10 protein-coding genes and 1 riboswitch are annotated in these 16476 nt (G+C 46.0%); of the genes, 6 read left to right on the top strand and 4 right to left on the bottom strand.

Translation table 11 applies throughout. The annotated features are described in order from the left end of the window. The first annotated feature begins 10 nt into the window (after positions 1–10). The 5 genes from MKY87_RS11150 to MKY87_RS11130 all read left to right on the top strand — a co-directional run bounded on the left by MKY87_RS11150 (position 11) and on the right by MKY87_RS11130 (position 10584). Positions 11–637 carry a bifunctional 4-hydroxy-2-oxoglutarate aldolase/2-dehydro-3-deoxy-phosphogluconate aldolase gene (locus MKY87_RS11150; RefSeq protein ID WP_339788867.1) on the top strand — a complete coding sequence of 209 codons (627 nt, stop codon included), beginning with the start codon at positions 11–13 and terminating at the stop codon, positions 635–637. A gap of 167 nt (positions 638–804) precedes the next feature. Next, a complete protein-coding gene (locus MKY87_RS11145) occupies positions 805–1731 on the top strand; it encodes an alpha/beta hydrolase (RefSeq protein ID WP_315939679.1) in 927 nt (308 codons plus the stop codon). A 226-nt stretch (positions 1732–1957) separates the two neighbouring features. Beyond that, entirely contained in the window at positions 1958–4351 is a 2394-nt protein-coding gene (locus MKY87_RS11140; RefSeq protein WP_340964439.1) for an S-layer homology domain-containing protein, read from the top strand. A 430-nt stretch (positions 4352–4781) separates the two neighbouring features. Beyond that, positions 4782–5909: a transglutaminase domain-containing protein gene (locus MKY87_RS11135; RefSeq protein ID WP_062836448.1), complete on the top strand. Its 1128-nt coding sequence runs from the start codon at positions 4782–4784 to the stop codon at positions 5907–5909. A gap of 163 nt (positions 5910–6072) precedes the next feature. Beyond that, positions 6073–10584 carry a collagen binding domain-containing protein gene (locus tag MKY87_RS11130; RefSeq protein WP_340964437.1) on the top strand — a complete coding sequence of 1504 codons (4512 nt, stop codon included), beginning with the start codon at positions 6073–6075 and terminating at the stop codon, positions 10582–10584. A gap of 133 nt (positions 10585–10717) precedes the next feature. Here MKY87_RS11130 and MKY87_RS11125 read toward each other — a convergent pair whose 3' ends face one another. The 3 genes from MKY87_RS11125 to MKY87_RS11115 form a co-directional block, all read right to left on the bottom strand. Further along, positions 10718–11359, bottom strand: coding sequence for a class D sortase (locus tag MKY87_RS11125; protein WP_315939683.1), 642 nt, complete (start codon positions 11357–11359; stop codon positions 10718–10720). Between the two features lie 278 nt (positions 11360–11637). Further along, complete coding sequence (locus MKY87_RS11120; protein WP_340912800.1) at positions 11638–13119, bottom strand: amino acid permease; 1482 nt, start codon at positions 13117–13119, stop codon at positions 11638–11640. Between the two features lie 119 nt (positions 13120–13238). Further along, positions 13239–13454, bottom strand: a riboswitch (Lysine riboswitch). 147 nt (positions 13455–13601) lie between these two features. Then, positions 13602–14744, bottom strand: coding sequence for a virulence factor (locus tag MKY87_RS11115; RefSeq protein WP_047841582.1), 1143 nt, complete (start codon positions 14742–14744; stop codon positions 13602–13604). Positions 14745–14986: 242 nt separating this feature from the next. Here MKY87_RS11115 and MKY87_RS11110 point away from each other — a divergent pair, with 242 nt between their 5' ends. Then, positions 14987–15406 carry a hypothetical protein gene (locus MKY87_RS11110; RefSeq protein WP_339788881.1) on the top strand — a complete coding sequence of 140 codons (420 nt, stop codon included), beginning with the start codon at positions 14987–14989 and terminating at the stop codon, positions 15404–15406. 47 nt (positions 15407–15453) lie between these two features. Here the strand turns inward: MKY87_RS11110 and MKY87_RS11105 are convergent, their stop codons facing one another. Further along, entirely contained in the window at positions 15454–16152 is a 699-nt protein-coding gene (locus tag MKY87_RS11105; protein WP_036668013.1) for a response regulator transcription factor, read from the bottom strand. Positions 16153–16476 lie beyond the last annotated feature (324 nt).

The raw sequence follows: 16476 nt of genomic DNA, 5'->3' as shown, positions 1-16476 counted from the left end.
GGAACTGGATATGAATCTGACGGAAGTACTATTGGAGTCAAGACTGGTAGCGATTGTGCGCGGTATAAGCCGCGAAGCGGCAGTAACAGCTGGACAAGGTATGACAGGTGGTGGAATCCGACTGATGGAAGTCACACTGAACACACCTGGAGCACATGATATTATTGCAGACTGGCGTGAGCGGCATGAAGGAAAGGCTTTTGTTGGAGCGGGTACGGTACTGAATGTGCAGATGGCGAAGGAAGCGGTCGCAGCAGGAGCACAATTTCTGGTGTCTCCCAATGTCGATCTGTCTGTCATTGAATATGCTGTAGAACATGGTGTCGAGATCTGGCCTGGAGCCATGACACCTACGGAGATTGTCGCTGCTCATGAAGCGGGAGCACGAGTTGTGAAGCTATTTCCGATGGCAAGTCTGGGCATTCCGTATCTGCGGGAGATCAAAGCCCCACTGAATCATATTCCACTGCTGGCAACAGGTGGTGCTACACTGGAGAATATTGCCGATTATTACGCAGCAGGCGCTGCTGCAGTGGGTCTGGGAAGTGCACTTTTACCACGAGAAGCTCTTGTAGCAGGAGATCATGAGCAGATTGCAGCTTGTGCACGGAGATTTGTGGAAGCAGCCGAAGCCTAGGCTCCAGTGTCAGATGAGGGATATGTATATTTGGGTATATATATGAAGGCACCTTTAATTAATTGTTGGATCAATCTTTATCATAATAACCGATGTCCTTTAACGTGCCGTTCATTCTATTGTTTTATGATGGATGTATGCCAGAATTCGGAGAGGAGAGATGCCCTGTGAAAGCTAAAACAATGATAGGCGGCATGCTCGCCGTGGCCGCAGTAACGGCAGGTGGATTATGGAAGGCAGCGGTAAAGAGCCAGACACCCAAGAAGATTCCAATCACACTGACACCCCCAATGCCATTTGAGGATGTGACCTTTGACAGTGGGGGAGGTCGGGTGCATGGCTGGTTCATCCCGGCCAGAGCCGACATTCCAAAACCATGGCCGCTCGTTATTATTGCACATGGCTGGGGCTCCAATCGCTCCCGTGTTCTTCGTTACGCACGTCCGATCTGGGAAGCAGGATATGCCTTATTTATGTATGATGTGCGTAGTCATGGGGCCAGTGATCCGGTTCGTGCTGCATCTGCCTACCTGTTCCGGGATGATCTGCTCGCGGCGTTGCAGTATACGACTGCACGACCAGAGATTGATGCGGATGCCATCGGAGTGCTTGGTCATTCTTTGGGGGGATTGGGTACGATTCTTGCAGTGACGGAGGGAATTCCTGTATCAGCAGTGATTACGGACTCGATGCCTTCGCAATTTGAGGTGATCGTCAGTTCAGAGCTGAGACGCCGGCGTCTGCCCTTGTTTCCACTGGCCCAGTTAATTCCGAGAATCTGGTTCTGGCGACTGGGTGAATCTCTGAAATCCTATCGTCAGCGTGATCCGGTGATGATGCTGAATGAACGGCGCAGGGGGATGCAACTGCCGATGCTTATGGTGCACTCCAAGGGAGATAATTTCATTCCCCCGAGTGAGCTTGAATATTTTATGTCCAAAGCCGATCCGCCTGTTGAACATCTATGGGTCAACAGCGGAGGACACAGTTGTTCCGAGGAAGATCCCGCCTTCTGGGACACCGTTATTCCCTTTTTGAAAACCCATGTCCAAGGTCAGGCGAAGTCGAATGATTCGTCTATAGCGAGTAGTTGATAAGGTAGAATCAGCCTACATAAGAGTGCAGGCTAACAGAGAAAACGCCAACGTGGTTGGCGTTTTTTTGCTGTTATTAGCAATATGCAGAAATTCACATTTGTAAAATTGCCCGGAAAACGACGATTAAAAAGGAAGCTTATGGTATCATAGAATAGACTGGCAATATTCATGCGAGGTTATTTGTTATGCTTCTTTGTATGAAATTGAAGGGAGAGGTCGAGATTTGAGTTTGAATTGGAAGTTTAATTTACGTATGAAAATGTTCGCAACCAAAGCAACAACCGCAGCGATGGCAACACTGCTGCTTGCTTCGCAAACACCAGGTTTTGCAGGCAGTGCATCAGCCGCGCAAGCAGAGCAGTTGACCGAAGCGACAACGGGGGAAAATGAACAACTAGACGCAACGAGCAATGACGTGCCTGAGGGAGCGAAAATCTCATCCAGGCAAGCCAGTGAAAATATACTGAAATTATTTCCATTGTTAAAAAAAGCAACAATCTCATCTGCACGATTCGATTCACCTAATTCCTATCCACCGCCAGACTACAAGGCATGGGAGATCGGGTTTCAGATTACACAAGGAAATCATACGTCGGGATTCAGTGGAACTGTACATGCAGGCACAGGGGAAGTGTTAAGTGTACATTTGCCGTCGGATATCCTGGATAAACATGTCTTGGAATCGGATGTGAAGTTAACCAAAGCTGAAGCTGAAGAAAAGGCCGTGGCATTGTTGTACCAAGCGATTCCAGGTCTTAAGGATAATGAATATGCTCCGCTTGGAGATCTGTATTCTTCCATTGAACAAGAGTCATTGTTTGGCAGAACAGAGTATCGATACGGGTACCAGTTAAAACATGATGGATTGTTATCTGACGCAGAGACAGTCTACATTAATGTGGATGAAAGTGGTTTGGTGACAGGTTACTCACGAGGTACGATCGAAGCTAAGTATCCCTCATCGAAACCGGCAGCTTCAGAAGAGAAGGCCAGACAGCAGTTTGAAGAACAGTTCGATGTGGAACTGGCTTATATCGCCAAAGATCGTCTATCTTCCAAGCAGGGTCAGCAGTATTACCTCGCATATACACCGAAAAACATCAGTATCGTTCCGATCGAAGCCAATACGTTGGAACGGATTAATACATTAACAGGTAAAGCTGTAGATGAGAACTCTTTACAGCAGGATACGAAGTTAAAAGGTGATGTGACTCCTTTTGTCCCGGCCAATGGTACGAGATTAAATGTTCAGCAGGCCGCCAATCGTGTCGCAACAATCTTTGATATTCCCAAGGGTTATAAGCTGGAACATAGCCAGTTGAGCAAGGGACATTACTCAAGTCCGAACAATCAGGTATGGAGTCTGAGCTGGAGCGATCGAAGTGCCAATATGTCCTATATGTTCATGCGGGATATCTCAGCACAGGTAGATGCAGTAACCGGGCAGATCTACAGCTATACGATGATGCAACGAATGGGACCGGAGATGGAACAGGAGAAGCCTGCTGAAGAGAAGGCAGGCCAATTGGTAACGCGGAAGCAGGCTGAGAAACTGGCGATGAACACGGTCATTGCGCTAGTTCCAGATGCAACGGAGCAGTTCCAGCTATCTAACGTTATTGAGGTAGATGATGCGCGTACCTTTATGTTCCAACGTTATCTGAACGGAATTCCGGTTAAGGATGATACGGCACAAGTACAGGTGTTGAACAACGGTACGATTAACGAGTTCTATACGCGTATTGCGGCTACGTCTGAACAACTGCCGGCAGATCTTAAGCCAGCCATCAGTTATGAAGAGGCCAAGGCACTCTATCTGGAGGAGTTCAAGCTGATCCTCGCATATTCCCGTTATGGCGGATATGGTATGAACGGTGGTCAAGTCATCCCAGCGGGGGTGAATCTTGCTTATATGCCTACACGTGATGAGAATTCGATCTATGGCAACTATGAAGCGCTGGATGCGAACACAGGGGACTGGAAGCTTTTATACGGGGACACAAGCTCTGCAACCAAGGTTGAACCTACGGATATCTTGGGTCATGTGGCCGAAGCAGCTCTACGCAATATGACACAGCATGGCGTATTGCTTGCTGATGAGCAGGGGCGCGTATTTCCGGATCGTGTAATCACCCGAGGAGATTGGTTTAACTATCTGGCAAGAGCGATTAATCCAAATATGGATCTGTACTACAGTGGGGACGGAGATGACAAGTTATACGCTGATGTGACACCTGACAGCCCTTATTATAAGGCAGTTCGGGCATTAATCGATCAGCGTTGGCTTGCCGGAGCGGACCCTGAACAGAATTTGAATCCGCAAGAAGAGATGACACGTGAAGAATTGGCAGTGTTACTTGTACGTATTTTACGCTATGAGAAGCTGGCCGGATTCTATACGTTGCCATCGGATCTTCCCAACATCGCGGATGCCAGTGCCATTACGAGTAAGGGAGCGGTTTCCCTGAGTCTGAAGCTGGGATTACTTCCTTCGATTGAAGGACGATTCATGCCTGCACGCAAAGTGACAGTAGCTGAAGCTTCACAAGTATTGGAACGGCTGGCGAAGCTTCAAGGTAAGACAGATACGTTTATGAGTGGTAATCGCTTGTATTAGACGAGGAATCAATCATATCGTGACCAAACGAATCATAGGATGAAGATAACGGGTAATCGTGATTCATTGAACTGAAGATCAAAGGGACCTTCCATAGAAGGTCTCTTTTGATTTAATTTTTACAAAAATTAAATCATTTCAACTAACATTTACACGATAACGGAGAGGTCAGAAATAACTTGAGGAAGCGAAGCGTGCGCCTAAAAGCTTTCTGAAAGAAAGCTACGTCGGAAGCATACGCTATCACCGGATTTTTCCTTTTGAATAAAGGATCAAAAAAATCTGGGGATAACAGCGATCGGAAAGTTGTTCTGACATCGGAGTGTTCTTGTAAATATTCTTTAGTTGAAATGATATAGAAGAATGACGATAGAGCCTTTTGTGATACAATAGGGCGTGAGAACTTTGCAAAGAAGGGTGGGTTCCTTTCATGGGTAAGAACGGGAAACGAATTATCACCATACTGCTGGCAGGCTGTCTGATTGCTGTAGCATTACCACGTACGGTTGATCTGGATCAGCTGTATGCTGCATCAGGGACATCAGATATATCCACGGCAACAGATTTGCGCCAGACCTTGCTTACCGCAATGTCACAGCGAACGGAGGAACTTGTTTTTACATACAAAGGCAATGTGAAAGGCCTCAAAAAACAATTACAAACCTCCATCGATGAGGCAATGAAGAGTGACCCCTATATCCAATATACCGTTAAAAGTTATGCATTTAATTATAAAGGCTCCAATGTGTCGGCCGAAGTACATGTGACTCTCTCCTACCGGGAGACCAAGGAACAGACCGATTATGTGAATCGTAAAGTCACAAATGTGTTGAAAGAAATCATCAAACCAGGCATGACGGATCATGAGAAGGTCAAGGTCATCCATGATTGGATTGTACTTAACCTTTCCTACGATACTTCGTTGAAGAAATATACGGCTTATGACGGGCTTGTAACAGGCAGTACGGTCTGTCAGGGATATTCATTGTTGGCATATCGGATGCTGGAGCGAGTAGGTATCGATAACCGGATTGTGGAAGGTACAGCGGGTGGGCAGCTTCATGCCTGGAATATCGTGAACCTGGACGGCAAGTGGTACCACATGGACACCACCTGGGATGATCCTACCCCTGACCGCAAAGGTAAGGTGAGCCACAGCTATTATTTGCTGAGCGATGATGAGATGGCACGTGACCATATCTGGACAGGCAAAAGCAAGTACCCCGCTGCGCCAGCCCCATATCGAGAAGCTTTATTAAAGCTGGTGAAGGCCGGAGATAGCAAAAAGGCCGCGTATCAGAAGCTGTACCATGCTCTGGACTATTCCCTGTATGATGAACAGGATGCCGTCAAAGGCCATGCTGCGCTGAAGACCAAGGTTCAAAGTACACTGAAGGAAGGCGGAACTTCGCTCACGTTCAGGTACAAGGGTACGGAGGCTGGACTGATTGAAGATTTGCAAGATTTGTACCAGCTTGGCATGAAATCGATATCTTATTATGTGTCCAAAATGGAAGGTACTACGGATCTGCGCGTCAAAATTAACTGGACACTATAACAATTGTTTGAACAGGATGCTCCGCTTGAGGGGTATCCTTTTTTGCGTTTAATTTTGTGTTCAAAAACGAGGATTTTAGTGTTGTCTATTTTTTGTATATGTCGCTTTGCTATTCTAATCTTCGGCGTATGCCAACACTACGTACGAGGAGGATATGCAAAAAATGAGGAAAAAAGTGAGCATAGTGATCATTGCTCTGTTACTGGTCACGCAAATGATGCAGGGTTGGATATTTACACCAATCATGCACGCTCAGGATGAATTAACTAATTTGCCAGCCAGTGCAATCAGCGATACAGCGTCAGAAGAAGGTTTGGCAGTTTCGGAAGAGGTGAACAACGTTGACGTTGCAGCCACTCCGGAAGAAGAGGGGGAGGGAAACCTCAACCAGAGCAGTTTAGCAATGGCAGCTGCAGGTCCGGTAATTACAGATCAATTGATTACCAGTGTGCAGATGTACAATCAGGTACCAGAAGACAACGGGAATGGCACGATTGAAGTCAAAGGAGATAAAATCGAGGATATTCGACCGCGCATTCAGGATGAGGTGGCTGTAGTCTTTACATGGGGACTTGCAGATGACAACCACAACTACAGCGATGGCTCTACGTTCACCTTTAACTTGCCCGATAAATTCATCATCGGATCGCAGCTTAAGGGTAATCTGGATGGCGGTGTTGGGGAGTATGTGGTGAATCCAGATGGCACAATCATTTTTACCTTTAATGAACTGATCGAGCATGCGCAGCTGGAAGGTAACTTCTACGTGTGGATTAAGTTCGATGAGAGCAAGATGGAAGATGGCTTGAAACAACAGATAGACTTTAGTTCCGTAGGGCAGGGCATCATTGATGTGCATTTTGCCAACACAGCTGTAGATAAGTTGAAGAAATCGGGAAGCGCAAACAAAGAAAACTTCAACTCCGACGAAATTGAATGGACCGTAGATTTTAACCAAGGCGAGAAGGCTTTGAAAAATGCGGTTCTTACAGATACGTTGCCAACAAACCTTGAACTCAAGGGCAATATCGAAATTCGCGAATTGGAAGTGCAATTGAATGGATCTGTAAAAGCAGGTCCAGTAGTTCAAACGGAACCACAGTTTCCAATCCAATTGGGGGATACAGATAAGGCCTATCGTGTGACCTACACGACAAGTGTTAAAGCACCAACCACTGCTCCGTTCACCAACGTGGAGTATCAAAACCAGGTTGCGCTTACAACGGATCAGAGTGAACACGATGAAACAGCTATTGGCCGAGTTCGTGTGAGTTTTAATGAGCCTTTGAACAAGTCAGGGCAAGATAGTGCTTATGATCCGGTGACACAGACGATCACATGGAAAGTGCAATATAACTACAATCAGCAAGAAATCATGCAAACGAATGCATGGATTGAAGACCGCTTTGATACGGCAAAACAGCAACTGATCAACAATTCCGTCAAAGTGTATCAAGTGGACATTAATGCAAGCGGAGCGGCTTCGAACAGAATACTGATCAATCCGAATGAATACACACTCGAAGCGATGGGTACAGGGTTCGATGATGGCTTCAGATTACATTTTAAGAACGATATTACCAAGGCCTATGAGATCGAATATGATACACAATCCATTCATCGTGTTTATACAAACGACACCATTACGAACACAGTGAACATGTATGATGGTACTGCAAAAACAGGCCGGAGAGACATTCAGGAAGTCATTTTTGCAAAAAGCGTGAAAAGTGAAAACTTCAACACAAAAGAAATCGAATGGCAGATTGTTTTGAACCGTGATTTGCAGGACATGACGGATATCATCATCACGGATAATTACGAAGGCAGGCACATGAAGCTGATTCCGGGTAGTCTTCGAGTGAGTGGGGTTAACAAAGAAGACTTCGAACTGACTCCAGACCCGGCTGATCCAACCTATGAAAAAGGATTCTCCGTTCGCCTGAAGGACGGCGTTACAATTAACACGGAACATGTCATTACCTATACAACAAGCTTTGACCCGACGGCAGGTATGCCAACGGATAATGAATATCGCAACTCTGCCAAGATCGATTGGGAAGAATCCAATGTAGCACAGACTGCGATTACCAAATCTGCTGTTGTCAAACCTCAAGAGTACACCATTCAAAATGGTAACAAAAAGGGCGAATACAGCGCCAAAGACAAAAAGATCACATGGACAATTGATGTAAACTACAACTTGTTTGATATTCACGAGGCCATCCTCAAGGATGCCTACACGGGTAACCAATCTTTTGTAGACGGTTCATTAAAAGTTCATGAGTTAGAGTTACAGGGAGCCAATAATGTTACTGCTGTAGGTAGCGAGGTTCCGCTCACACCTGGTCAATTCCAGCTGAACCCGGACGGTAAAGGTTTTACATTGGATCTGGGTAACATCGGTAAAACAGCTTATCGCATTCAGTATCAAACGAGCCTGGATGGACCTTATTCCGTCGAAGGCACGTATGCTAACCAGGCTGTTCTAACCGACGGTGAGGATGGTGAGGTACGCTTTAATCGATCAGCGAGCGTCACGCCAGTTCACGGTGGTGTGTATGTACAAAAAACAGGTCAACAGATCGGTACAACGGATAAAGCATCATGGACGGTAAATATCAATCCAAGTCAATCTTATATTCCAGCGGGTTCTCAATTAACAGATACCTTGTCGGAGAACCAAATTTTATTGGCTGATTCATTGAAATTATATGCAACGAACCTGCCTGCCAACAATTCAGGCAATGTATCCAACAAAGCTGGACTGGTTGATCCTGCTGATTATGAATTGATTGTGGAGGGCAATACATTTACCTTCACCTTCAAGAAAGATATCCATACTGCATTCATTTTGGAATATCAGTCCTATATTAATGCCGATCATGGCGCCCGAATTGAGAATAAGGTTGAATTTGCAGGCCAATCTTCTTCGGTGGTAGGGGAAGGCAATCAGGCGGGGATTAAAGTTTCATTAGCTGGAGCAGGTGGAGGAGCCTCCACTGGTTTAGGCAAAATCAGAATTCACAAAGTCAGTGATACCGGAGTTCCGCTGGAAGGAGCGATCTTCGCAATCTATAATGCGTCTGGAACTACGCTTCTGGAAACATTGAAACCAACGGACGAGAATGGAGTAGTTGAAAGCTCCAGAAACTATCGATTAAACAATCTGACCAATGGTGTACCTTATAAGTTAAAAGAATTATCTGCACCTGCAGGATACTTGGTTGATCCTGAATATGGCTCTGCCTCAGGTAAAACAATTGAGTTCAAAGATGCGGATATTGCTTTTGAAATTGAAAATAAAAAGATTCGTCAAGGCTTCGAATTAACTAAGGTAGATGCCGCTGACAGCACGAAAACGCTAAAAGGTGCAACATTCGAACTGTACCTGAAAGGTGGTACAACCAGCCAGTTGATCGATACGATAACTTCGGGTGACGATGGAAAGATCGGAGCAACAGATCTGGAGCCAGGGGATTATGAGTTGATTGAGGTCGAAGCACCTGAATTCTATCAATTGGATTCAACGCCCATACCTCTTACCATTGTAACCAATCAAACTCAGATTGTTACGCTCACACATACCAATACGCAGGGCACAAATGCCAAGCTGGTGGTGACCAAAGTGAACGCCAAGGATCAATCCGTGTTAGCTGGAATTGAATTCGAACTGCGTAATGGTACAAATGCGGTGGTTGACACACAGGTTACGAATATCAATGGGGTCATTGAATTTGATAACTTGCCGTATGGTCCATATACATTGGTAGAGACCAAGGCAGAAGGCTATGTTATTGAACAGCCAGAGACGCTTGTATCTATTATCAAGCCGGAAACTCAATTGACGATTGAAAATAAAGAAAATGATCGTTCCGTGAAATTGATTAAAACCAATGCGGGTCGAACTCAGCACCTTCAGGGAGCAGTATTTGAATTACGGGCTCAAACTGCATTGATGGATGCCAATGGGAATTGGGAGTTCCACAAGGTAACAGGTCTGGATGAAGCTACACTGACAACCAATCAACAAGGTGAAATTGTACTTAAAGACCTGGATATCAATAAATATCAGTTGGTTGAAATAAAAGCGCCTAACGGATATATTTTGGACACAACACCAGTACCATTTGAAATTACGAACATACAAACGGAAGCTGTAGTTGTGGAAAAAACGAATCAGGCTATCCCGGTATCGGGTGGTGGATCGAGTGGACCTTATAATCCGGGAACCCCTACTACGGGGGGAACACCAGACCCGGAGAAACCAGTAAATCCGGAACCAGGAACATCAAATCCGTCGGTTCCAGGCACGGTTGTTACTGAACCTACAGAGTCTGGGGGAGGAACCGAAAGCCCGACAGATGAAGATGGCGGGGTAGCGCCACCGACACCAGGCGTATCCAACGGTGAAGACACTGCACCTCCTGTTGGGGATACAGATGCACCGGATGGGGATGGTGCACTGGCACCTCCTGCTGGAACGGATACAGATGGATCACAGGGCAATGGAAATTCTGCATCACAGCCAAACGGAAGTCCTGGATCTCAGGGAATGCTGCCACAAACAGGTGAAGAGAGCACAATGGCTTACACTGCTGTGGGCATGATGCTGATGGCGCTAGGTAGCGCGGGATTCATGTACTTCCGCCGCAGACAATTGCTTCAGCGCTAGATCGCAGCACGTAATGCAGGAACAGATCATATTTGGATAAAAAAACACCCTCTAACTTTCACAAGTGACTCAGCGTCATCATGTGAATTACTAGAGGGTGTTTTATTTTATTTCAGCTGCACCTTAGGGAAGATCAATATCCGGCAACCTCCGGATTCACTTCAATAGCTCTTACAATTAGGCGATGTGTTGGATTGACGAGTGGATCACAGGTAATTAAGGTAAGGACCTGGCCAAGTCCGGGGTCTTCCAGCACAGACAAGTCATTTGGCTCCACAACGGATATCTGATCTACCTTGTACTGGATAATCGTTCGATCTGCCAAGGTGACTTGCATCGAATCACCAATCTGGAGTTCTCCCAGACGATTGAACAGCCGTCCTTTTTTGTGGGCGCGATGAGCGGCTATGGCGGCATTACCCTTGTTACCGATCCTAGTGGTTTCGACAAGATGGGTTGCAGCTACCTTCATGTTGGCTTCCGTTGCACCCTCCAGAATCGGTAAGCGGACATCAATCTTGTCAATCGATAGTATCCCCAACGTATCCGAAGAGGCGTCTTGCACTGTATCTGTACTATCCGTAGTCGGCTCGGCAGAAGCTGCATCTTGTATGCCCTGTTCGAAGGAGTGATTAAGCTTAGACAAGCCGTTTTGCAATTGCTCCAGATCGTTCATAACACGGGTTTGCTTCCAGTCATAATACGTTTCCCGCAGGAAAGGAAAGCTGATGATCAGGATGCCCAATAGAACGAGCAGAATAGAGAATTTTTTCATTATGCATCAACTCCCGTTGTCCAAGAAAAATAGTATACCTTTCTCTATTTTACTTACCGACCTATACAAAATATGGACAGGGACAAAAGGACGTACAGAAATGTTCGAAGGGGGAAGCCGACATAAAACAAAACCTCCCCGTTTCGCCACAGTAGGAAAACTGCAACGCCACGGGGAGGTTTTTTAATATGAAGTTAAATCGTATCAGCTGTATAAGTTGATAACAGCGATCGGTAGGTTATTCTGTCATCGAAGTGGCAAGTGTAAATATTGCTTCGTTAGTGCTTGTCACTTGGTGAATCGGTAGGTGTGAAATCACATTCCTGCAGCGGCACCACTTTGGTCTTTTTGATCCATTTGTAACCCAGCCACAACACCAGGAACAGGGGCACACTCAGGTAGGCAACGATGGCTCCACTCCAGTCGATCTGATCACCCGTGAATGCCTGGTAGTTCTGTCCGATGATTACGATGATACACAGGACAAACGCAAAGATCGGCCCAAACGGGAACCAACGTGCACGGTAAGGCAGATCGCTTAGGTCTCTGCCTTGTGCAACGTATGCACGGCGGAAGCGATAATGACTGATAGCGATACCCAGCCAAGTGATAAATCCGCACATCCCGGATGCATTTAGTAACCAGGTATACACAATACCATCGCCGAACAGGGAGGCAAGGAATGCCAACATACCAACGGCTGTCGTGAGCAACAGGGCATTCATTGGAATACCTTTTTTGTTCAACTTACCGAGGAAACGAGGGGCTTTACCGTCTCGGGCAAGGGCATAGAGAACCCGACTTGAAGCGTACATCCCTGAGTTACCGGCAGAGAGTACAGAAGTCAGAATAACGGCATTCATGACGGATGCCGCAATAGCAAGTCCTGCTTTCTCAAACACCAGTGTGAACGGGCTGACACCGATATTCTCCAGGTCACCTTTGAGCAGGTTCGGATGCGTATACGGGATGATCAGACTGATCACGGTAATCGCCAAAATGTAAAAAATCAGAATGCGCCAAAATACCTGACGAATTGCACGAGGTACATTTTCGCGCGGGTTTTCACTTTCACCAGCGGCTACCCCGATAAGCTCGGTACCTTGGAATGAGAATCCCGCAGCCATGAACACACCAAGCACAGCGAAGAATCCGCCATGGATGGGCGCATCACCGATGGTGAAGTTGCTGAAACCAACCGCTTCTCCGCCCATAATACCAAAGATCATGAGCACACCAACGGCCAGGAAGATGATAACGGTAGCGACTTTAATAATAGCGAACCAGTACTCGGACTCTCCATAACCTTTAACGGACAACACGTTCAAGGCAAAGATCAGCACGAGGAACAATAAGCTCCATAACATGGACGAACTCTCGGGGAACCAGTATTTAATGAGTACTGTAGCGGCAGCAAGCTCTGCTGCAATGGTTACCGCCCAGTTGTACCAGAAGTTCCAGCCCATAGCGAATCCGAGAGCAGGATCGACAAAACGTGCGGCATACGTATTAAATGAACCGGAGTCCGGCATAAAGGTAGCAAGCTCACCAAGGCTGGTCATTAGGAAATAAACCATGATGCCAACGGCCGCATAGGCAATTAATGCTCCACCAGGGCCTGCGGTTGAGATGGCGGTACCACTTGCGAGAAACAGCCCGGTACCAATCGAGCCACCGAGGGCGATCATCGTCATATGGCGTGCGCGTAATCCTTTTTTCAGGGAAGGTCCAGTTGTTGTTGGGTTACTGCGGTCTTGCATGGAAACACTCCTTCATTCGATATACTGATGTTTGCGATACTTGAATTCATAAAAACAAAAAGACCACAGGCATCAGCCTGCGGTCTTTAATATTTCAATGTCCGCACCATGTCCCAGATGATTAAGATAGCTCAACACAGAAGAATTCATACCTTTATATAAAGGAAATGTACTTCTGTGACAGTTCTGCGCCTTTCGACAGCAGCCCCAGCTCACTGAACCGTATAAGGAACGTCCAGCGAGCTTCGGCGGGTACACCTTTCGGCTGATCTCATAAGCGGCTCCTTAGCGCCTCCATCAGCGTACTGATCGCACCCGCGACCTCTACCTCACCATCAATGGATGAGGTGTATCTATTGTCTATGAAATTATGAACAACACAAATTAACACTGTGTGTCCTGTTTAGTAAACAGACAATCAGTATAACGCGCATGGTTTTCCAGTGCAATAACAATTGTTGGATGTGAGGTCTGAGAGACGACTATTCCTCTTTTTTGTTACGGCCAGCCATCTGCTGCCATACCGTTCCAGCGGCCTGTTCGCCCGATTCGATCCGCTCCAGAGCCATCTTGGCCTGTAGGCTGACTTCAAATTCAGGATCATCAGCTGCAACTCGCAACGCTTGCTCTGCTTCTTCAGTTCCGACCTCATAGAGAAAACGTGCTGCACGCCAGCGTACAAGTTTACTTTTATCGGATAACGTTGCTGTCATGGCTGGAGTAGCGGCAGGATCGCCGATATCAGACAAGGTATCCCCGGCAGTCCGGCGTACCGCAGGAGAACTGTCCTGAAGCGCTTCATACAGCAATTCCATCGCTTCCGGTGTACGAATGTCACCCAGGTATACGACAGCCAAGCGACGTATCTGCATTTTATTGTCATGCAAGGCATGGGCTACGAGAGGCAGTCTTTCTGCTGTAGGCTCCATGCCGTCAAATGCCGCATAGCGAACATTCCAGTCCTCGTTTCGCAGAGCCTCTTCAAGTTCGGCTCCATCCAATTCACGGCGGCGCTCGACGAACTCTTCGGATTTGGTACCATGTTCAATGGCCTGTTTAATGACTTGCTCCAGCCGTTCCGGCGGGTAAGCGGCTTCGAGTTCCTGCTCGACTTCACGTGCAATATCAGGCAATTCACCATATCGAACACCGTAATCACTCAGTTTACGTTCTTTAATCATCGTTGCACTGGCGACTTCTGTCACGGCTTTGACAAAACGATCTGACAACGAGATTCGTTCTTCCTTGACCCCGGCCTTGACCCTAATTTGCATCGGTACACCTCGGAAGAATTGTACAAATACCTGTGCTTCTCCGAAGTGCTCGCCTGAACCATCTTCGGATTCAATCCAGTCCAGATCAATGCCTTGCTGTCCAAGGCGATTTTGGACTTCGCCCAAGATAACGGACCAGTCGGCATTCCCTTTTCGATCAAGTGCGACAAAGTCTGTTGTGTGGAACACACTCTTTACACCGGGAATATGAAGCATCTGGCGAATGAACGCCGGAGCAGATCGTTCGTTGTCCAGTGTATATGTTTTGCGAATTCCGTCCTCCAGACGTTCATCGAGATGTAGCATCATCGTATTTGGGCTCGGTGTTGGTTCAATGGAAACAATATTCATCAATGTAACCTCCTATAGTACCAGATTCATCTTTCACTTCCCGTAAATTAAATCACACGGGTATTTCTCTATTTTACATCAATGTGTGGAATCTGCGAAATCATCCATAAGCGAAGTGGACGTGTCTAACACTTAATGTGAAGAAGTACGAAATTTGTTAACACTTCTTTCATGTTCACGCACAAACATTTTTAAACGAAAATTGGCACAATAAAGATAAGAATCAACTGGAGGTTATACCTATGGAACCCATTACCGTGCTCTCGGATGGAAAACGTCGTATTGCATATGAGAATATTATTCAATTGTTCAGGAACTGGATTGAGGACTCAACATCTGGTTCTGCCATAGAAACACATCGGGGAAGTTGGGAAAATGCCCGTTATTGTATTGTTGATTATCAGGTTGCCGAAGAAGCGGTGTCAGCAGCAAATGCCATTCGGGCTTTTATGCCACAACTTCCGTTACTGGTCATTACGGATTTCAAATCCCTTATTCGGAAGCGTCACCTGCAACAGATTACAGGTACAGGTGAGATGAAGATGATTCTCTGGAACGAGCATGACCCTGATCAACTCATCAAGGATATGGAAAGCTGGTTGCATTCGTCGTCTATCCATAAATCAGAAATAGCCATACCGCCCATCTTATCCATGAGATAAAAGAGAGATATGGCCAAAAGTGTTTAACTTCAATCGTTACGATCGTATTAGATCACATATTTATAGCCTGTTCCCCAAACCGTCTTAATATAACGTGGGTTTTTGGGGTCAGGCTCAATTTTTTTTCGCAGACTTGAGATATGAACATCAATGGTACGATCCAGATAGGCGCGTTCGGAGCCTTTGATCCGATCCATCAGTTCATTACGGGTGAACACTTTACCCGGATTTCGGTACAATTCCTTCATAATCTCAAACTCAATATGAGTGACCTCGATTTCAACGCCATCCACAAACAGAGTTCTTCTGTATTCATTCACATTCACATGTCCCGTAACCTCTGCCTGCTTGTCTTCTTTTACCGGTTTATCCTTATAGGAAATGATGGATCTTCGCAGCAGTGCTTTAATCCGGGCATCCAACTCTTTCAAACTAAACGGTTTGCACAGAAAGTCATCCGCACCATTATGCAATGCGCGAAGTCGATCGTTCAGCATGGTACTTGCCGAGATCATCAGAATGGGCACAGTGGAGTGCTGGCGAAAGGCTTCTACGAGATCATTTCCATCCATTTCAGGAAGCATGAGATCCGTTACAACAATATCCGGCTGGAATTGTGGAAACAGTTGAAGTGCCTCGCGGGCATGATGAACCCGTTCAGTGATATATCCTTCCTCCTCAAGAAAGAAAGCAATCATGTCGGCCAGATTTTTCTCATCTTCTATAAGAAGTACTTTGATAGTCATAGGGTCACACTCCTGGTGAAAATAATATGTTAAGAAAATGCTAAAAAAACAAGGTGAATTGCGAATAAATGCTGCAAATTTTTTAATGTTTCTATCCCAAAATATAGGATGTATATGTAGAGAAAGAATAAGCTTTTTTGATGAACTTCAATATTCTAGCATGAATGTAGTTTGGTTGCCGATCAATCAGAATTTCCCAAAGCTACACCAAGTACTAATTACAGTATAATGGATCAGAACGAGTTAAGGGGAAAAAAGTAAGATTGTATCCGCTTAAGTTTATAGGGGGAACCAACGTTGTTGTTGAAAACAGAAGAAACAATG

The organism is Paenibacillus sp. FSL R7-0198, from assembly GCF_038000415.1.
In the GTDB taxonomy this organism is placed as follows: domain Bacteria; phylum Bacillota; class Bacilli; order Paenibacillales; family Paenibacillaceae; genus Paenibacillus.
The sequence above is the reverse complement of the archived record's forward strand: the minus strand, read 5'-3'. Positions and strand labels throughout refer to the sequence as shown.